Source organism: Janibacter sp. DB-40, assembly GCF_029510815.1.
GTDB lineage: Bacteria > Actinomycetota > Actinomycetes > Actinomycetales > Dermatophilaceae > Janibacter.
This window is the reverse complement of record NZ_CP120360.1, coordinates 2757807-2775824: the sequence shown is the minus strand read 5'-3', so window position 1 is coordinate 2775824 and position 18018 is coordinate 2757807. Positions and strand designations below refer to the sequence as shown.

The 18018-nt window shown below is 69.8% G+C and carries 18 protein-coding genes, 3 tRNA genes and 1 pseudogene; 15 read left to right on the top strand and 7 right to left on the bottom strand.

The features are described from left to right. Positions 1 to 28: 28 nt before the first annotated feature. From PVE36_RS13315 to PVE36_RS13300, 4 genes are read left to right on the top strand one after another with little or no spacing between them, the layout of a single operon-like run. Positions 29 to 1144, top strand: coding sequence for an ATP-binding cassette domain-containing protein (locus PVE36_RS13315; protein ID WP_277453005.1), 1116 nt, complete (start codon positions 29 to 31; stop codon positions 1142 to 1144). Next, positions 1144 to 1794, top strand: coding sequence for an ABC transporter permease (locus PVE36_RS13310; protein ID WP_277453004.1), 651 nt, complete (start codon positions 1144 to 1146; stop codon positions 1792 to 1794). The genes PVE36_RS13315 and PVE36_RS13310 overlap by 1 nt, the downstream gene beginning before the upstream one ends. Further along, a complete protein-coding gene (locus tag PVE36_RS13305) occupies positions 1791 to 2519 on the top strand; it encodes an ABC transporter permease (protein WP_277453003.1) in 729 nt (242 codons plus the stop codon). The genes PVE36_RS13310 and PVE36_RS13305 overlap by 4 nt, the downstream gene beginning before the upstream one ends. Beyond that, the gene (locus tag PVE36_RS13300; RefSeq protein WP_277453002.1) at positions 2516 to 3442 is read left to right on the top strand and encodes an ABC transporter substrate-binding protein; all 927 of its coding nucleotides are present in this window, start codon (positions 2516 to 2518) and stop codon (positions 3440 to 3442) included. The genes PVE36_RS13305 and PVE36_RS13300 overlap by 4 nt, the downstream gene beginning before the upstream one ends. Before the next feature lie 60 nt (positions 3443 to 3502). Here PVE36_RS13300 and PVE36_RS13295 read toward each other — a convergent pair whose 3' ends face one another. The 4 genes from PVE36_RS13295 to PVE36_RS13280 all read right to left on the bottom strand — a co-directional run bounded on the left by PVE36_RS13295 (position 3503) and on the right by PVE36_RS13280 (position 6224). Beyond that, a complete protein-coding gene (locus tag PVE36_RS13295; protein WP_277453000.1) occupies positions 3503 to 4072 on the bottom strand; it encodes a TetR/AcrR family transcriptional regulator in 570 nt (189 codons plus the stop codon). A gap of 8 nt (positions 4073 to 4080) precedes the next feature. Further along, complete coding sequence (locus PVE36_RS13290; RefSeq protein WP_277452998.1) at positions 4081 to 4443, bottom strand: SPW repeat protein; 363 nt, start codon at positions 4441 to 4443, stop codon at positions 4081 to 4083. A 270-nt stretch (positions 4444 to 4713) separates the two neighbouring features. Then, positions 4714 to 5289, bottom strand: coding sequence for a GNAT family N-acetyltransferase (locus tag PVE36_RS13285; protein WP_277452996.1), 576 nt, complete (start codon positions 5287 to 5289; stop codon positions 4714 to 4716). Between the two features lie 83 nt (positions 5290 to 5372). After that, on the bottom strand, positions 5373 to 6224 hold the full coding sequence (locus PVE36_RS13280) for a hypothetical protein (RefSeq protein WP_277452995.1): 852 nt from the start codon (positions 6222 to 6224) through the stop codon (positions 5373 to 5375). 58 nt (positions 6225 to 6282) lie between these two features. Between PVE36_RS13280 and PVE36_RS13275 the strand changes: the two genes are divergently transcribed. Then, a complete protein-coding gene (locus tag PVE36_RS13275; protein WP_277452994.1) occupies positions 6283 to 6492 on the top strand; it encodes a hypothetical protein in 210 nt (69 codons plus the stop codon). Between the two features lie 343 nt (positions 6493 to 6835). Here PVE36_RS13275 and PVE36_RS16255 read toward each other — a convergent pair. Then, positions 6836 to 8155 (bottom strand): annotated as a pseudogene (locus PVE36_RS16255) ((Fe-S)-binding protein); the annotation flags it as partial. Positions 8156 to 9268: 1113 nt separating this feature from the next. Here PVE36_RS16255 and cysK point away from each other — a divergent pair. From cysK to PVE36_RS13230, 8 genes are all read left to right on the top strand, one after another. Next, positions 9269 to 10195 carry a cysteine synthase A gene (cysK, locus tag PVE36_RS13265; protein ID WP_277452993.1) on the top strand — a complete coding sequence of 309 codons (927 nt, stop codon included), beginning with the start codon at positions 9269 to 9271 and terminating at the stop codon, positions 10193 to 10195. 2 nt (positions 10196 to 10197) lie between these two features. After that, positions 10198 to 10797, top strand: coding sequence for a serine O-acetyltransferase (cysE, locus tag PVE36_RS13260; RefSeq protein WP_277452992.1), 600 nt, complete (start codon positions 10198 to 10200; stop codon positions 10795 to 10797). 99 nt (positions 10798 to 10896) lie between these two features. Then, positions 10897 to 10983: transfer RNA gene (locus PVE36_RS13255), tRNA-Ser, on the top strand. Positions 10984 to 11031: 48 nt separating this feature from the next. Continuing rightward, positions 11032 to 11466 (top strand): type II 3-dehydroquinate dehydratase, encoded by a 435-nt coding sequence (gene aroQ / locus PVE36_RS13250; protein WP_277452991.1) that lies wholly within the window; start codon positions 11032 to 11034, stop codon positions 11464 to 11466. 201 nt (positions 11467 to 11667) lie between these two features. Continuing rightward, positions 11668 to 11871, top strand: a complete 204-nt coding sequence (locus PVE36_RS13245; RefSeq protein WP_185991445.1) for a cold-shock protein — start codon at positions 11668 to 11670, stop codon at positions 11869 to 11871. A 112-nt stretch (positions 11872 to 11983) separates the two neighbouring features. Further along, positions 11984 to 13456 (top strand): LCP family protein, encoded by a 1473-nt coding sequence (locus tag PVE36_RS13240; RefSeq protein WP_277452989.1) that lies wholly within the window; start codon positions 11984 to 11986, stop codon positions 13454 to 13456. A gap of 66 nt (positions 13457 to 13522) precedes the next feature. After that, positions 13523 to 13608, top strand: a tRNA-Ser gene (locus tag PVE36_RS13235). A gap of 116 nt (positions 13609 to 13724) precedes the next feature. Next, positions 13725 to 14555 carry an alpha/beta fold hydrolase gene (locus PVE36_RS13230; protein WP_277452988.1) on the top strand — a complete coding sequence of 277 codons (831 nt, stop codon included), beginning with the start codon at positions 13725 to 13727 and terminating at the stop codon, positions 14553 to 14555. On the opposite strand, the gene PVE36_RS13225 is transcribed toward PVE36_RS13230, so the two are convergent. Further along, a complete protein-coding gene (locus tag PVE36_RS13225) occupies positions 14542 to 15390 on the bottom strand; it encodes a class I SAM-dependent methyltransferase (RefSeq protein WP_277452987.1) in 849 nt (282 codons plus the stop codon). The two genes, PVE36_RS13230 and PVE36_RS13225, sit on opposite strands and share 14 nt — an antisense overlap. 99 nt (positions 15391 to 15489) lie before the next feature. Here PVE36_RS13225 and PVE36_RS13220 point away from each other — a divergent pair. After that, positions 15490 to 15562, top strand: a tRNA-Arg gene (locus PVE36_RS13220). Positions 15563 to 15734: 172 nt separating this feature from the next. Then, positions 15735 to 15998, top strand: coding sequence for a hypothetical protein (locus tag PVE36_RS13215; RefSeq protein WP_277452986.1), 264 nt, complete (start codon positions 15735 to 15737; stop codon positions 15996 to 15998). A 169-nt stretch (positions 15999 to 16167) separates the two neighbouring features. Here the strand turns inward: PVE36_RS13215 and PVE36_RS13210 are convergent, their stop codons facing one another. Further along, positions 16168 to 18009 carry a phosphoenolpyruvate carboxykinase (GTP) gene (locus PVE36_RS13210; protein ID WP_277452985.1) on the bottom strand — a complete coding sequence of 614 codons (1842 nt, stop codon included), beginning with the start codon at positions 18007 to 18009 and terminating at the stop codon, positions 16168 to 16170. Positions 18010 to 18018 lie beyond the last annotated feature (9 nt).

Sequence of the window (18018 nt, the reverse complement as noted above, 5' to 3'; positions counted from 1 at the left end):
GTAGCCACTCGACAGGAAGCAGCTGAGCATGATCGAGCTGGATGGCGTGACCAAGCGGTTCCCCGGGGGGTCCGTGGCGGTCGACGATCTGAGTCTGCGCGCGCCCGACCGCGCCATCACCGTGCTCGTCGGTCCGTCGGGCTGCGGCAAGACGACCACCCTGAGGATGATCAACCGGATGGTCGAGCCGACCTCCGGCACGGTGACGATCGACGGCCGGGACGTGCAGGCGATGGATCCCGCGCAGCTGCGTCGGGGTATCGGGTACGTGATCCAGCACGGTGGTCTCTTCCCGCACCACACCGTCGAGCGCAATGTCGCCGCGGTGCCGCTGCTGCTCGGGGAGAAGAGCCGCACGGCGCTGACCCGTGCGCGTGAGCTCCTCGAGCTCGTCGGCATCGACCCCGCGCTCGGACGCCGCTACCCCAGCCAGCTCTCCGGGGGGCAGCAGCAGCGCGTCGGCGTCGCCCGCGCGCTTGCCGCGGACCCGCCGGTGATGCTCATGGACGAGCCCTTCTCCGCGGTGGACCCGGTCGTGCGCGGGCAGCTGCAGGACGAGTTCCTGCGCCTGCAGGGTGAGCTCGGCAAGACCATCGTCATGGTCACCCACGACATCGACGAGGCGATCAAGCTCGGCGACCACGTGGCCGTGCTGCGTACCGGGGGCGTGCTCGCCCAGATGGCCACCCCCCGCGACCTGCTCGCCTCGCCGGCCGACGCCTTCGTCGCCGACTTCCTCGGCAAGGACCGCGGCTACCGCGCCCTCGGATTCGATGCCGCCGAGTACCCCCTGCACGAAGAGGTGACCGTCGTCATCGGCACACCGGTTGGCGCCGCGGGCAGCAGCGCGGACTCCGACGGCTGGGTCCTCGTCACCGACGCGGACCGCCGCCCTCTCGGCTGGGCCCGCCCCGCCGACGCAGACGGTGCGGTCACCGAGGAGGACCTCGCGCTCGGCGGCACACTGGCCACGGTGGACGGCCCCCTGCGCGGCGCCCTCGACGCAGCCCTGTCCTCGCCGAGCCGGCGCGGTGTCGTCGTCGACGAGGACGGTGTGCTCGTGGGGACCTGCCGCGCGACCGAGGTGCTGGAGGTCATCGAGTCCAGGGACCGGCAGCAGGCCCCGATCAGTGCGAGGCACTGATGCAGTGGATCCTCGACCACCTGGACGACATCACCTCCCTCGGTCTGCAGCACGTCTGGCTCTCCGGCCTGCCGCTAATCCTCGGGCTGGTCATCTCGATCCCCGTCGGCTGGCTGGCGACGAGGGCGCGGTGGCTGCGCGGCGTCCTCATCACCGGGTCCGGCCTGCTCTACACGATCCCCTCGCTGGCGCTCTTCGTGCTGATGCCACTCGTCCTGGGCACCAGCATCCTCGACCCGCTCAACGTCGTCGTGGCGATGACGATCTACACGATCGCCCTGCTCGTGCGCTCCGTCGTCGACGGGCTGACCTCGGTGCCCGACGAGGTCGCCCGGTCGGCCACGGCGATGGGGTACACCTCCGTGCGCCGGTTCTTCGGTGTCGACCTGCCGCTGGCCGTCCCGGTGATCGCCGCCGGCCTGCGGGTGGCGGCGGTGAGCAGCGTGAGCATGGTCTCGATCGCCTCCCTCATCGGGGTCGACCAGCTCGGTGACCTGCTCATCGACGGCTTCAACCGCGAGATCGCCGGCGAACTGCTCGCCGGCATCCTCGCCTCGGTCCTGCTGGCCGTCGTCTTCGACCTGCTGATCCGGTTGGGGGAGCACACGCTCACCCCCTGGCGGCGCGCGCAGCAGGGGAGCAGCGCATGATCGTCGACATCCTGCAGTGGCTGGTCAGCGCCGAGGAGTGGTCCGGTGACGGCGGCATCCTCGTGCGCCTCCTCGAGCACATCGCCTACACGCTCCTCGTGATCCTCCTGGCGGGCCTGGTCGCGATCCCCGCCGGGCTGTGGATCGGGCACACCGGCCGGGGCCGGTGGATGGTCACGGTCGCCAACGCCCTGCGCGCCATCCCCACACTCGGTCTCCTCTTCGCGCTGACCCTCGTGCTGCTGCCGCGGCTGCCGGGCGCGTCCGCCTTCATCGTGCCCAGCATCGCCGTCCTCGTGCTGCTGGCCATCCCACCGATCCTGTCGGGTACCTACTCCGGGGTGGAGTCCGCCGACCCCGCCGCCCTCGACGCCGCGAAGGGCATGGGCATGACCGGACGGCAGGTGCTGCGCTCCGTCGAGATCCCCATCGCGCTGCCGCTGCTCATCTCCGGGATCCGCGCCGCCGTCCTGCAGGTCGTCGCGACGGCCACGATCGCCGCGTACGTCGGGCTCGGGGGACTGGGCCGCTACCTCATCGACGGACTGGCGATCTCCGACTACGTCAGCACCGCCGGCGGTGCCCTGCTCGTGGCACTCCTCGCGCTCGCGCTGGACGCCCCCTTCGCCCTGCTCGGCCGGTACCTCGTCTCGCCCGGCCTGACCGGGCGCACCCCTCGTGCACTTCGCCAAACCGACCCCGTACCAGCTGGAGGCACAGCATGAACCCGTCCCGCTCCCTTCGTCCCGCGCTCCTCGCGATCGCCTGCGTCGGCGCGCTCACCCTGTCCGCCTGCGGTGGCGAGAGCGACCCGCTCTCCTCGTCCTCCTCGGGCGAAGGGGGTGGCTCCGGTGGGGAGGTCGTCGTCGGCTCCGCGGACTTCTCCGAGTCGACCCTCCTGGCACACATCTACGCCGGCGCGCTCAAGGCCGACGGCGTCAACGCCACGACCAAGACCGGCATCGGCTCCCGCGAGGTCTACCTCAAGGCCCTCGAGGAGGGCTCGGTCGACGTGATGCCGGAGTACACCGGCGCGCTCGCGCTCTACTACGACAAGGACTTCGACGAGGTCGACCCGGACAAGACCTACGCGGCCCTCGAGGGCGTGCTCCCCGAGGGCATGGCCGTGCTCGAGAAGTCCGCGGCCGAGGACAAGGACTCGATCGTCGTCACCCAGGAGACGGCCGAGTCGCAGGACCTGTCCGCCATCGGTGACCTCGAGGGGGTCGCCGGGGACATGACGCTCGGGGCGCCCGCGGAGTTCAAGGAGCGCGCGCAGGGCATCCCGGGCCTGGAGGAGACGTACGGGGTGACCTTCGGTGACTTCCGGGCGCTGAAGCCGGGGCAGTCCATGAGCGGTGCGCTGGCCAACGGGCAGATCGACGCGGCCAACATCTTCAGCACCGACCCCGCGATCGTCGAGAACGACTTCGTGGTGCTCGACGACCCGAAGAAGCTCTACGGCAGCCAGAACGTCGTGCCGCTCGTCCGCGCCGACGTCCAGGACAAGGTCGACGAGACCCTCAACGAGGTCTCCGCGAAGCTGACCACCGAGAAGCTGCAGGAGATGCTGCGCCAGACCGACGTTCAGAAGAAGGACCCGGACCAGGTGGCCGCCGACTTCCTCGAGTCGGAGGGCCTGGACTGACATCCGGCCGGGCCCACGCGGGCGTCCCCGGGAGGCCGGGGCACGGCGGGCCGGTGGTGCTCAGCCCGGCGGCGACGTGAGGGCGTTGCTGATGACTCGAGCCGCGCCGGCGACGTCGGGCCCCGTGCCCTCGAAGCGTTGTGTGTTGGCATCGTCCATCACGACGGCGACGAAGGTCTGCGCCGCCTGACGGCGCATCACCGGATCGATGGCGTGCTCGATCGCGGAGTCGAGGACCTGCTCGGTCAGCTCGAGGATGCTCTCGCGCAGGGCCCTCAGGTGCTCACGCACCTCGGGATGGGTCCCGGACTCACGCCAGATGATCGTGCTCAGCACGACCGACTCGTGCCGCCCCAGGCCGAGCGTGCGCGCGAGCTGGACGAGTGAGGCGACGGGGTCGCCGATGCGGGTCACCTCGCTCGGCTCGCACAGGGGATGGGACGGGAGCCGCTCGGCCAGGAGCGCCCGGAGGATGTCGATCTTGCGCGGGAAGTAGTAGAAGACCAGCCCCTTGGGCACGCCGGCCCCGTCCGCGATCGCGGTGGTGCCGGTGGCGGCGAAGCCGTCACCGGCGAACTGCACCTCGGCCGCGTCGAGGATGCGTTCACGGCGCGAGGCCGGGGTGCCCATCGTGTCCCCTAGTGCGAGGCGGCCGGGCGGTGCATGCGAGCGCTGACCTGGGGGAGTGTCAGCACACCGGCGACGAACGTGACGACTCCGGCGATCCACGCGGTCCAGGCGAGACCGCCCAGGTCGGCGAAGCCCATGACCCACGGGGCGATGAACAGCAGTACCCCGAGGACGGCGTGCGAGCCCTCGCTCATGGTGTCCCTCTCGCCGGGGGTGTAGAGGGAGTAGGCCGACGCGAGCACGATCAGTCCGCCGAGGACGACCATCGTCCACGTCGCGCGTGTGTCCGTCGTCGTGACCAGGGGGGCCAGCAGCGCGATCGCGCCGGCGGTCAGGGCCACCCAGTCCTGCCATCGAGTCCACTTGTGCATCACAGCATCCCACCTTCATGGATTGGGATCCGTCGCGCCTGAGGCGGATCGTGTCCCTCCATGCTCGTCCTGTTTGACCGGTCGGTCAAGAGTGCGGTGCGATGAGCCCGACGCCGCTACTGTGCAGTTCGCAAACTGAACTTACGCGCGGGTACGACGACAACTACAGACGTAGCGCGGCGGTGGAGCCCCGGAACCATAGGGTCCTCCTCCCGGCGCCCAGCGCAAGTGGTCGTCGTACCCGCGCGTAGCTTCCTGCGGTCAGACCGGTCAGAGCGCCCGACGCATCACCAGGCGCGGCATCTTCGAGGCGATGGCGTCCGTCGTGCCGATGACCTCGAAGCCGGCCCGCTCGAACATCGACCTCGTCCCGACGAAGGCCATCGTCAGGTCCATCCGACGATCGCCCGGGTCGACGGGGTAGGCCTCGACCGCGGGCGCTCCGTGCGAGGCCGCGAAGTCGACGGCGCCCTGGATGAGGTGGCCGGTCACTCCCTTCCTGCGGTGCCCGCCGCGGACGACGACGCAGATGATGCTCCACACGGGGACGTCGTCGACGGGGTGGATCTTCGTCGACCCGACCAGGCGGGGGATGTCGCTGCGGGCACCGATGTTGCACCACCCGACGGGTGTGTCGTCGAGATAGGTGACGACGCCGGGCGGGACCTCGCGCTCGCACAGGCGCCGTGCGGCCTGCTCGCGGCTGCCCTCGCCCAGCTCCTCGATCTGCGGCGCGGTGAGGCGGTGGGACAGGCACCAGCAGTGGCTCTGCCGGCGATTCGGGTTGATGACGTCGCCGAAGTCCTCGAACCGGTCGGCGGCGACCGGGTGGGTGCTCCACTCCATGCCCCCAAGCATGCACCCCACGGGGGACAGCCGAAGGGGGTTGCGCACCGTGGTGCGCAACCCCCTTCATCAGCGGTCCGGGATCACTCCCAGGACGGCTTGGCGTTCTTCTTCGCCAGGTCGGACAGGTGGTCCTCGTCCGAGGTCGACGCCGTAGGGGCCTCGGCCTGCTGCGCCTCGGTCGCCTCGTGCTGGTCCGCCGGAGCCGACTCCGTCTCCGCCTCGGGAGCGGTCTGCTCCTGCTGCGGCGCCTCGGCCGGGGCCTCGTCCGTCGGGGCCGTTTCCGGCGAGGGAGCCTCAGCAGCCTCCTGCGCCGGCGCTTCGGTGGCCGAGGAGGCCGCCGGGGTGCCGGTCTCCCACGACGGGGCGGCGTTCTTGGCCGCCAAGTCGCTGTCACCCGCGGCTGCGGGAGCGGCCGGCTCGGCCGTCTCGGTCGCGGGAGCCTCGGCGGCCGGAGCGGCCTCGGTGCTCTCCTCGACCGGGGTGGCCTCGGTGCTCTCCTCGACCGGGGCAGCCTCGGTGCTCTCCTCGGCCGGTGTGGCCCCGCCGGTCTCCCAGGAGGGGGCGGCGTTCTTGGCGGCCACGGAGTCGTTGGCCGGTGCCTCGGTCGCAGTCGCCTCGGCCTTGGGCTCGGGTGCCTCGGCAGCCGGGGTGGCAGCCCCGCCGGTTTCCCAGGAGGGGGCGGCGTTCTTGGCGGCCACGGAGTCGTCGGCCGGTGCCTCTGTCGGGGTCGCCTCGGCCTTTGGCTCTGGCGCCTCGGCGGCCGGAGCGGCAGCCCCGCCGGTTTCCCAGGAGGGGGCGGCGTTCTTGGCGGCGACCGAGTCGTCGGCCGGTGCCTCGGTCGGGGTCGCCTCGGCCTTTGGCTCTGGTGCTTCGGCGGCCGGAGCGGCAGCCCCGCCGGTTTCCCAGGAGGGGGCGGCGTTCTTGGCGGCCACGGAGTCGTCGGCCGGTGCCTCTGTCGCAGTCGCCTCGGCCCTGGGCTCTGGCGCCTCGGTGGCCGGAGCGGCAGCCCCGGTCTCCCACGACGGTGCCGCGTTCTTCGCCGCGGTGTCGCTCTCCCAGGCGGGTGCGGCGTTCTTGGCCGCAGGACTGTCGTCCGACGAAGAAGCAGCAGCACCCGCACCGACGACGGCGGCGCCACCGGCGGCCGCAGCCCCGGTCTCCCACGAGGGAGCCGAGTTCTTGTCGGCGACGGTCTCCTGACCCTCGACGGCCTTCGGGTCCTCGCCGGCCTCCTCGACCGCGGCCGCGGTCTTGGCGGTCTCGGCCTCGCTCGGCGCGGCGGGGGTCGCCCCTTCGCCTCCGTGCCCTCGGTGGGGGCGGGGACCGCGGTCTTGGGCTCGGCCTCGGCCTGCTCCTCGGTCTCGGTCTGGCCGCCAGTCGTCGCCTCGGACTCCTTGATGGAGGCGAGCAGCATCTGCGCGACGTCGACGACCTCGATGTCGTCGGACGCGCCCTCAGACTGCTTGGCGGTCAGCCCGTCGGAGAGCATGACGCGGCAGAAGGGGCAGCCGACGGCGATCCGGTCGGCGCCGGTCGCGATGGCCTCCTCCGTGCGGTTGAGGTTGATCCGCGACCCGAGCTTCTCCTCCATCCACATGCGGGCACCACCGGCGCCGCAGCAGAAGGACTTCTCCTTGGTCCGCTCCATCTCCTTCAGCTCGACACCCGGCAGGGCGCTGATGAGCTCACGCGGCGGGGCGTAGACGTTGTTGTGGCGACCCAGGTAGCAGGGGTCGTGGTAGGTGACCGACGGGCCGGTGGAGGCGACGTCCTTGAGGGAGGACTTGCGGGCGCCGTCGGGACGGTTGACCGGGGCGATCTTCTTCTCGCGGACCATGCGGTTGAGCAGCTGCGTGTGGTGCAGCACCTCGTACTTGCCGCCGAGCTGCGGGTACTCGTTCTTGATCGTGTTGAAGCAGTGCGCGCAGGTGACGACGATCTTCGTCGCGCCGACCTCGTTGAGGGTCTCGACGTTCTGCTCCGCGAGCATCTGGAAGAGCACCTCGTTGCCCGCGCGGCGGGCGGAGTCGCCGGTGCAGGTCTCACCGTTGCCGAGGACGGCGAAGTCCACGCCGGCGTGGTCGAAGAGCTCGGCCACGGCGCGGGTCGTCTTCTTCGCACGGTCCTCGTAGGCGCCGGCGCAGCCGACCCAGAAGAGGTAGTCGACCTCGTCGGCGGACTCGACGTCCTCACCGAAGACCTTGACCGTGAAGGGAAGGTCCTTCGCCCAGTCCATGCGCGCCTTGGCGCCCATGCCCCACGGGTTGCCCTTCGACTCGAGCTTCTTGAACAGGCCCCCGAGCTCGCTCGGGAAGGCCGAGGCGATGAGTGTCTGGTAGCGGCGCATGTCGACGAAGTGGTCGACGTGCTCGATGTCCACCGGGCACTGCTCGACGCAGGCGCCGCAGGTGGTGCAGGACCACAGTGCGTCCTCGTCGATGACGACATCGGGCCCGTGCGGGTTGTAGGCCGTCAGCGGGTGCTCCGGGTCGTACCCGGTCTGCCCGACGAGGGCCATCTCGCCCCAGTTGATCGCGTCGGGCTCGGCGGTGGCGACGGAGCCCTCCGCGTCGGTCGGGGCATCCGCCAGCGCAACGGCGCCGGACTTGGTCTGGGAGCGGGCACCGCCGGCGGACGGCAGTGCACCGGAGACCCCCTCGGCGGCGGCCAGGTAGGGCGCCTTGCTGTGCGCGTGGTCGCGCAGCGCCATCATCATCATCTTCGGCGAGAGGGGCTTCTCGGTGTTCCACGCCGGGCACTGGTCCTGGCAGCGACCGCACTCGGTGCAGGTGCTGAAGTCGAGCAGGCCCTTCCACGTGAAGTCCTCGACCTTGCCCACGCCGAAGGTGGAGTCCTCGTCCATCTCCTCCATGGCCTCCATGGAGAAGGGCTTGCCGTCGACCATCATCGGCTGCAGCTCACCCAGCGAGGTGCGTCCGTCGGCGTGGCGCTTGAAGTAGATGTTGAAGAACGCGAGGAAGCGGTGCCAGGCGACACCCATCGTCGGGGTGAGCGAGATGGTGATCATCCACGCGTAGGAGATGATCAGCTTGATCAGCGCGACGACGACGATCCCGGTCTCGAGCGCGCCCACGGACATGCCCGTGAAGAGCGAGCCGAGCCACGCCGTCAGCGGGAAGTGGAAGAGCGAGGCGTGCTCGGTGTCGCCCGTGTTGCTCATCAGCGCGTACTCCATGCCGCGCAGCAGCGCGATGCACAGGCCCACGCCGAGGATCGTCAGCTCGACGTAGTAGGCCTGCCAGAAGGTCGAGCCGAAGAAGCGCGAACGGCGGCCCTCCTCACCCGCGGCCGAGCGCGGGTGCTGCTTCTGCCGGATGGCCATCAGCATGAGGATCGTGATGATGCCCGTCATCGCGAACAGCTCGGTGACCCACTCGTAGAGGAAGAACGTGCTGATGAACGGGATGACGAAGTGCGGGTCGAACAGCTGCCCGGTCGCCTGGACGAGGGTCAGGAAGAGGACCCCGAAGGAGATCATCGTGACCCAGTGGGCGATCGCCACGACCGGCAGGCGGGACATGCGGGTGTGCCCCAGGAACTCGCGCAGCAGCGTGGCGGTGCGCGCCCCCGGGTTCGCCGTCCGTTCGCCGCTCGGCGTGGACTGCCCGAGCTTGAAGAGGGTGACGAAGTGCTTGACGGCTCGAGCGAGCAGGCCCCATCCGACGATGGTGATCCCGACCCCGATGATGATCGCGACGATCTGGAGGGCTGACATGGCGGGCAGTCTAGTGAGCGTGCGCGCCCCCGCACCCCCGAGGCAGTGCGTCGCTCGTCACCCTCGGGCGATGAGGGAGACCATGGTGGAGGCGAAGGGGGCTCGCCCGCGCCGCATGAGACCCGCTTGCGGCCGGAAATAACAGGGTGTTGGAATATCCATAACACCTCGTTCGTTCTCGGACGAGATCGGCCGCGCGTGCGCGGCACCCTTCGAACCCTCCGATGGAAGGACCCCGCGTTGCCCATCTACGAAGACGCCACGAAGCTCGTCGGCCGGACCCCGCTGGTGCGGATCAACCGCGTCATCGAGTCCGACGCCACCGTCGCGGCCAAGCTCGAGTTCTACAACCCGGCCAGCTCGGTCAAGGACCGCATCGGCGCGGCGATCGTCGACGCGGCCGAGGCCTCCGGTGACCTGAAGCCGGGTGGCACCATCGTCGAGGCGACCTCGGGCAACACCGGCATCGCCCTGGCCATGGTCGGCGCGGCCCGCGGGTACAAGGTCGTGCTCACGATGCCGGAGACGATGTCGAAGGAGCGCCGAGCCCTGCTGCGCGCCTTCGGTGCCGAGCTCATCCTGACCCCCGGGCCCGGGGGCATGAAGGGGGCGGTCGAGAAGGCCGACGAGGTCGCTGCCGAGCGCGGCGCGGTCCAGGCGAAGCAGTTCGCCAACGCGGCCAACCCGAGCATCCACGAGAAGACCACCGGCCCGGAGATCTGGCAGGACACCGACGGCAAGGTCGACATCCTCGTCTCCGGGATCGGTACCGGCGGCACCATCACGGGCGCCGGCCGGTACCTGCGCTCGCAGAACCCCGACCTCCAGATCGTGGCCGTGGAGCCCGCGGAGTCGGCGATCCTCAACGGTGGTGACCCCGGACCGCACAAGATCCAGGGACTCGGCGCGAACTTCGTCCCGGAGATCCTCGACACCGACATCTACGACGAGGTCATCGACATCGATGCCTCCACCTCCTTCGACTGGGCTCGGCGGGCTGCCACCGACGAGGGTCTGCTGGTGGGTATCTCCTCGGGCGCGGCTCTTGCGGCGGCTGACCAGGTCGCCCGTCGCCCGGAGAACGCCGGGAAGACAATCGTCGTGATCATCCCCTCGTTCGGTGAGCGCTACCTGTCGACGCCGCTCTTCGAGGGTCTGACCGACTGAAGATGACCTCTCACCTGCCGGTTCGCGAGACGATCCGCGAGGACGTGACCGCGGCCATGGAGCGCGACCCCGCCGCGACCTCGCGGTGGGTCGTGCTGCTGACCTCTGCCGGTCTGCACGCGATCTGGCTGCATCGCATCGCGCACCGGTGGTGGCAGCAGCGTCGGCTGCGGTGGCCCGCGCGGCTGCTCGCCTACGCGTCGCGCTCCATCACCGGGATCGAGATCCACCCAGGGGCGCACATCGGCCGTCGCTTCTTCATCGACCACGGCATGGGCGTCGTCATCGGCGAGACCGCGGTCATCGGTGATGACGTGATGCTCTTCCACGGGGTCACGCTGGGTGGTACCTCCGGCCAGCGGGTCAAGCGGCACCCGACGCTCGGCGACGAGGTGATGGTCGGTGCCGGCGCGAAGATCCTCGGCGACGTGCACGTCGGCTCCCGGGTCAAGGTCGGCGCGAACTCGGTCATCGTCAAGGACGTACCCACCGGTGCGGTCGCGACGGGCATCCCGGCGCAGTACCGCTTCCCTCAGCTGGGGGACCTGCCGGCGATGAGCTCCGAGGAGCGGCTCTACGCCGACCCCGCTCTCTTCATCTGATCTGCGGGCCCGGACGAAGGGGTGCACTCACCAGATCCGGTGAGTGCACCCCTTCGTCCGTGGCATACCGTTGGCCGTGCCGTCGTGCACCGGCGGCCGGGAGGGCTCGCATAGTGGCCTAGTGCGGCGGTCTTGAAAACCGCTAGGGGCGCAAGCCTCTCGTGGGTTCGAATCCCACGCCCTCCGCTCGTTCCATGCTCGCCGGGCCGACCGACTGCTGGCTAGGCTGCCTGCGTGACCAACCGCCCCACCGTCGTCGTCCTCAACGGGCCCAACCTCAACCTCCTCGGTGAGCGCCAGCCGGAGATCTACGGCCACGAGACCCTCGCCGACGTCGAGGAGATGTGTCGGGTTCGTGCAGACGAGCTGGGGATGGACCTGGACTTCCGGCAGACCAACCACGAGGGCGTCTTCATCGACGCCATCCACGAGGTGCGCCGCTCCGCGATCGGTCTCGTGGTCAACGCCGGCGGCTGGACGCACACCTCCGTGGCCATCCGCGACGCACTCGCAGCCGTGGTCGCTCCGGTGGTCGAGGTCCACATCTCGGACGTGCACGCACGCGAGGATTTTCGGCGCTTCTCCTACATCTCGGACGTCGCCGAGAGTGTGATCGTCGGGCGCGGGGTCCGGGGCTACGTGGAGGCCATCGACGCCCTCGGTCGCTGATGCGTCACACGGGCGGTAATGCTGGTAGCGTCGCTCTCGTAGTTGCATGACAGAACTTCTCGCACGATGCGAATGGGCTCGACCCCGGTCGGGTCCCGAGTATTACCGGAGGCGTGTTCCTCTGCCGAGGGGAGCGTTGCAGCTCGGAAGGGACCGCAACCGGCGGGACCGGATTGTTCAACAGGAAAGAAGATTCACCCCATGGCACAGGGCACAGTTAAGTGGTTCAACGCTGAGAAGGGCTTTGGCTTCATCGCCCAGGACGGCGGGGGCCCCGACGTGTTCGTTCACTACTCCGCCATCGACACCACGGGTTACCGCACCCTGGACGAGGCGCAGCGTGTCGAGTTCGAGATCACCCAGGGCCCCAAGGGTCCGCAGGCCGAGGGCGTTCGTCCCGTCTGAGACGACGCTCACCTGATGCGGTGATTCCACCGCTTCGACGAAGGCCCCCACCACACGTTGGTGGGGGCCTTCGTCCGTCCCGTGCGGTTCGGGACGATAAGGTGACCCTTCGATGCGACACGAGAGACAACAGGCGAGCCGCTCTGCGCGTAGCCTTGAGCGCCGTCGGCGACGTGCCCGTACCCGTCGCCGGGTCCTCATCGGGGGCGGGCTCGTCATCGCCCTCGTCGCCACCATCGCCCTGGCCACCGGGATGCACCTCACCGGCAACATCTCCCGGGTCGACATCGCGTCGGGCAGCAACGAGCGGCCCGAGGACATCGATGGCGACCTGAACATCCTCGTCATCGGCTCCGACACCCGCGAGGGCATCGGGACGGACGAGTACGGGACCGGGACCGCCGAGGGTGGGGCTCGCTCGGACACCAACCTGCTCCTGCACATCGCAGCCGACCGCGAGTCGGCCTACGTCATCTCGATCCCGCGCGACTCGATGACCCCGGCCCCCACGGACTGCGACGACCCGGCCTCTACCGTCATCAACGGCGAAGTGCGCCGGTGGAACGACAACTTCAACCGGGGCGGCCCCGCGTGCGTGGTCAAGACCCTCGAGGGCCTGACCGGGATCTTCGTCGACCACGTCGCGGTCGTCGACTTCAACGGTTTCCAGTCGATGGTCGACGGCCTCGGCGGAGTCACGGTGTGCCTGCCCAGGGCCGTGCACGACGAGGACGCCCAGATCAATCTTGAGGCCGGCAAGCAGCGCCTCGACGGTCACGAGGCCCTGGGCTACGTCCGGATGCGCAAGTCCCTCGGGGACGGCTCCGACCTGCAGCGCATCGAGCGGCAGCAGGCCTTCATGTCCTCGATGGCGCAGGAGGCCACGCGCACCTCGCTGCTGCTGCGCCCGGACCGGCTCTACTCCTTCCTCGACGCGGCGACCAAGTCGATGACCGCCGACGAGGACCTCGGCCTGAAGCGGATGCTCTCGATCGCGACGAGCGTGAAGGACCTGGGCATGGACGAGCTCGTCTTCGTCACCGTGCCGAACGAGCCCTACCCGGCCAACACCAACCGGGTGCAGTGGAGCCAGCCGGCGGCGGACGCCCTCTGGACGGCCGTGCGCAATGACACCGCCCTCCCCGGTCAGGAGAAGGACGAGAAGAAGGACACGGAGCCGACCCTGACCGTGGCGCCGCGGCAGATCCACGTCCAGGTCCGCAACGACACCCCGGCGTCCGGCCTCGCCGCGCAGGAGACGAGGTTGCTCCAGGCGCAGGGCTTCGACGCGTCCGTGGTCTACGACCCCCCGACCGGCGAGACCGAGGGAGTCACCGTCGCGCACGCGAAGGGGGAGGCGGCCGCCGCCAGAACCGTCGCCGCCGCCTACGAGGGCGCCAAGCTGAAGGTCGACGAGGAGCTGCCCGTCGGCACCGTCCAGGTCTCCTTGGGGCGCGGTGCACCGAACGCCCAGGAAGTGCCGAACAGGGAGGGCACCCAGCCGCTCCCGGAGGCCACGGTCCAGGCCCCGCCGGCGCCCACCCAGGTCAAGACCCGCACGGCCGACCAGGACATCTGCGGCTGAGCGACCCCGCCACCGGACCCGACTTTGAGAGCCGAAGGCTTGCCAGATAGTCTGTCCGGGTTGTCTGGAGGCGTCGCCTAGTGGCCTATGGCGCCGCACTGCTAATGCGGTTCGGGTTACCCCCGTCGAGGGTTCAAATCCCTCCGCCTCCGCGCAACAGGAGCCCCCGCGCCGTGTGGCGTGGGGGCTCCTGCTCGTGGTGGGCCTCGAGGTCTCCGGCTAGGTTCAGGACCATCGTTGGAGCGTTTGCCGATGGGACAGTGGAGCCATGTGGATCAGGGGCGTGGGCATTGCCGCGGCGGTCGTCGTCGGTGTGCTCGCCGTGCTCGTCGGTGCAGCGTGGGCCTTCCAGCGCTCACTCGTCTTCGTCCCCGATCCTTCCCCGGTCACCACGCCGGACGACGTACGTGAGGTGACGTTCACGACGAGTGACGACGTGGAGCTCTTCGCTTGGCTCGTCGAGCCCGGGGCGGGCGCCCCCGACCGTGAGACCGCCGTCCTCTACGCCCCCGGCAACGGCGGGAACCGCGGCGGGCGTATCGGTATCGGACGGGCGCTCGCGGACGAGGGGTTCACCGTGCTGCTCATGGACTACCGCGGCTACGGGGGCAACCCCGGGAGCCCGTCGGAGGAGGGACTCGCCAAGGACGCCAGGGCGGCGGCCGGCGTGCTGCGCGGCGAAGGCTTCGGGCCCGAGCGCACGCTCTACCTCGGGGAATCCATCGGCACGGGCGTCGTCGCGAGGCTGCAGGCCGACCGGCCACCTGCCGGGATGCTGCTGCGCTGGCCGTTCACCAGCTTCGTCGACGTCGGGTCGCACCACTACCCCTTCCTGCCCGTGGGGCTGCTCATGCGTGACCGGTTCCCGGTGGAGACGTACGTGAGCTCGAGCGAGGTGCCGGTCACGGTCGTGTCCGGCACCGACGACGAGGTCGTACCTGCCGAGCAGAGTGCCCGGGTCGCCGACACCGCGGGGCGCCTCGAGGAGGTGGTGGCCCTCGACGGGGTGGGACACAACGACCCGCAGATGTTCGGGCGCCCCGTTGTCGAGGCACTCTTCCGATTGGCCGACGCCCACGTGGGCGTCAGTGCTCCTTGACCGCCTGCAGGGTGTAGCTCGCGGCCAGGCGCTCGCGACGCTCGGTGAGACGGAACTCGCCGGGGTGGTCCGGGTGCGGCTCCATCTGGTCGCCCAGCGCGAGGTAGGGGACGCTGTCGTGCTCCTCGAGTCCGGTGATGCGCATGCCGTGGTCGAGCAGCGCCGTGACGATCTCACCCAGCCCGTGGTTCCACTCATGGGTGACGGTCGCCCCGATCCGGCCGTCACTCCCTTCGCCCGTGCTCACGTAGGTCGAGGCCTCGTCCCAGACCATCGGGGCCTCGGTCTGGAAGTACGGGTACTCCACGGCCAGCAGGCGGTCCTCGCGCGGATCGTCGAGGCTCCACAGCATCGGGTGACCCTCCCTCAGGTGCAGGCGGCCGCCGGGCCGCAGGAGGGACGCGACGACGCCCGCCCACCGGTCGATGTCCGGCAGCCAGTTGAGGGCGCCGATGCCCGTGTACACGAGGTCGAAGGGGGCGACCCCGGCCAGCGCCTCGGGTGCCCTGTAGACGTCGGAGACGACGTAGTCGATCTCCGCGCCGGTCTCCCGGGCCAGCTCGCGTGCGGCGGTCACCGCGGCGGGGGAGAGGTCGACACCGATGACCTGCGCGCCGAGGCGGTGCAGGGAGAGCGTGTCGGTGCCGATGTGGCACTGCAGGTGCACGGCCCGCAGGCCGTCGAGGTCGCCGAGGCGGGGCCGGTCGAAGCTAACGACGTCGCTGATGGACTGCGGGTCGCTGCGGTAGCGGGCGAGGTCGTACTCGGGGGAGTCGACGTGGATCGCGGTCCGGTCGTCCCAGTTCGCGCGGTTGATCGCCAGGTAGTCGTCCACCGTCTGAGTATGCCGTCCGACGCCCGGGAGGGCCCGATTTCGTCCTCGGCACCCGAGCCGGTATTGTCCATCCGTGTTGCCGGCCGAGTTCGGCAGCGAGCGCCCGTAGCTCAACGGATAGAGCATCTGACTACGGATCAGAAGGTTTGGGGTTCGAATCCCTACGGGCGCGCTCTGTGTTGAGACAGACAACGAAGGCCCTGGACCAGCGGAAACGCCGTGTCTGGGGCCTTCGTGGCAGAGTCGGCCCGTGATCCGAGCGTGCATTCACCCGATCCGGCGTCCACTTCTGCACTAGGCTCGGGGTCCCCGCTGGAGCCTCCGCGGGAGAACTGGAGCGGACGATGGACTTCTACCTCATCCTTGGTGCACTGGCTGTTCCCGTGGTGATCCTCGCGGCGGTGATCGCCCGGCGCGGTGGGCGCATGGGCGAATACGACGCCAATGGCCGTGGAGTGAGCTCTCCGCACGTCCCCCGCTCCGGTGGTGGCACGACGAACGGCACCGGCTGGGGCGGCAGTGTCAGCGCGGGGACGTACGGCGCCGGCGTCGCGCACCCGGCCGAGGACTGGGGTGGCCGCGACGTGGGGGACCAACCCCGCCGCTGACCGGCTGGGTGGCCTCCAGAGGTCTCGGTCGGGTGGCCATCAGCCTATGTGCGCGGCACTTCTCGTGGTCGATCGAGTGGGGGAGGAGCATGCGAAGGGGGCCGCACCGGATTTCCGGTGCGGCCCCCTTCGATGTGGCGTCGTGGGCGCTCTTGTCAGGCGCTGCGGATCAGGCCTGCTCGTTGTCCAGGGCCTTGGCGACCCGGCGGTGGGCCTGCCAGATCTCCTCGGGCAGCCGGTCGAACTGCTTGAGGTGCTCCTCGCGGAAGCCCATCTCCTGCTGCCAGCGCGGCACGTCGATGGACAGGATCCGGTCGAGGTCGGCCTGCGGCAGGTCGAGCCCCTCGAGGTCCAGCTCGTCCTCGGTCGGGAGGATGCCGACGGCCGTCCGGCGGCCGGTGACCTCGCCGTCCTTCAGGCGCATGAGCCACAGCAGCGGGCGCAGGTTCTCCCGGAAGCCGGGCCACACGTAGTGCCCGTCCTCGGGGTCGCGCTGGAACCAGTTGACGTGCGCGAAGAGCGGCTTGTCCTTCACCTGGCTGAGGATGTCGAGGTAGTGCTGCGCGTAGTCGCCCTCGCCGTAGGCCATGAACGGCCGGTTCGACATCGGGTCGTAGCGCAGCTGGCCCTCGACGCCCTCGGCGGCGAAGGTCGCCTCGGCGCCCAGGGTCAGGCCGTCGTACACGCCCTCGGCGACGTCCTCGATCGCGCGGATCAGCGGCTCGCGGTCACGGGTGCGGCCACCGAAGATGATCGCGTCGATCGGCACGCCGGCCGGCTCGTCGAAGTCCGGAGCGGCGTTCGGCACGTTGGCCAGCGTCGTGGTGAAGCGGCTGTTCGGGTGCGCCCAGGGGGAGTCGTCGCCCGGCTCGCGGTCGGCGATCGGCTCACCCTTCCAGTCCAGCCACCCGTCCACGTCGGCCGGCGGCTCGGGCGTGCGGCCCTCCCACCAGACCTCCTCGAGCTTCGGGTTGTAGGCGACGTTGGTGAAGATGACCTTCGTGCCCGGGTCGGTGGACCGCAGCGCCGTCGGGTTCGTCTTCTCGTTGGTGTCCTTGGCGACACCGAAGACGCCGTACTCCGGGTTCATCCCCATGAGCTTGCCGGTCTTCTCGTCGACCCACAGCCACGCGATGTCATCGCCGTAGAAGTCGACCTGGTACCGGTCGCCCATCGCGTCCGGCGGCAGCATCATCGCGAGGTTGGTCTTGCCAGAGGCGCTCGGGAAGCCACCGGTGATGTGGTACCGCTTGCCGGTCTCCTTGTCGGTGATCCCGATGAGCATGTACTGCTCGGCGAGGAACTTCTTGGTGTCCCAGCCGTCGTAGGCGCCCTGGCGCAGGCCGTGGGCGATCTTGCCGAGGAGGGCGTTCCCGCCGTAGGAGGAGCCGAAGTGCAGGATCATCCGCTCGTCGGCGACGGTGACGAAGTAGCGCTTGTCGTCCGGGGTGCCCTGGCCGAGGTTCTCCAGGTCGCCGGTGACGTGCACAGCGCGCACGAAGTTGTCCTGCTGCGGCAGGTCGTTGACGTGCTCCACGCCCACGCGGGACATGCGCATCATGTGCAGCACGACCGGGCGGCTGTCGGTGAGCTCGACGCCGGTGGCCCACTGGGACAGCTCGTTGTTCCTCGGCGACATCAGGTAGGGCAGCACGTACATGGTCTTGCCCTTGGACTGACCGCGCATCAGCTCGGTCAACTTCTCCTTCATCTCGGAGGCGGGGCGCCAGTTGTTGTAGACGCCCTTGTCCTTCTCGTCGTTGGTGGCGACGATGGTGCGCTCCTCGGAGCGGGCGGTGTCCTTGGAGTAGGAGCGGGAGTAGTAGCGACCCTCGCCGGCGGGGAGGAACTCGCCGGAGTCGAGGCACTCCTGGATGAGTCGGTCATCGTCCTCGGAGCCGATAACCTCGATCCGATCCGGCTGGGTGATCTCCGCCCAGTGCTTCACGTACTCGCGGACCGCCTCGTTAGTGAGGCCTGACGCATCCAGCGCGGCGTCGACGTCGACCATGCTCTGTAT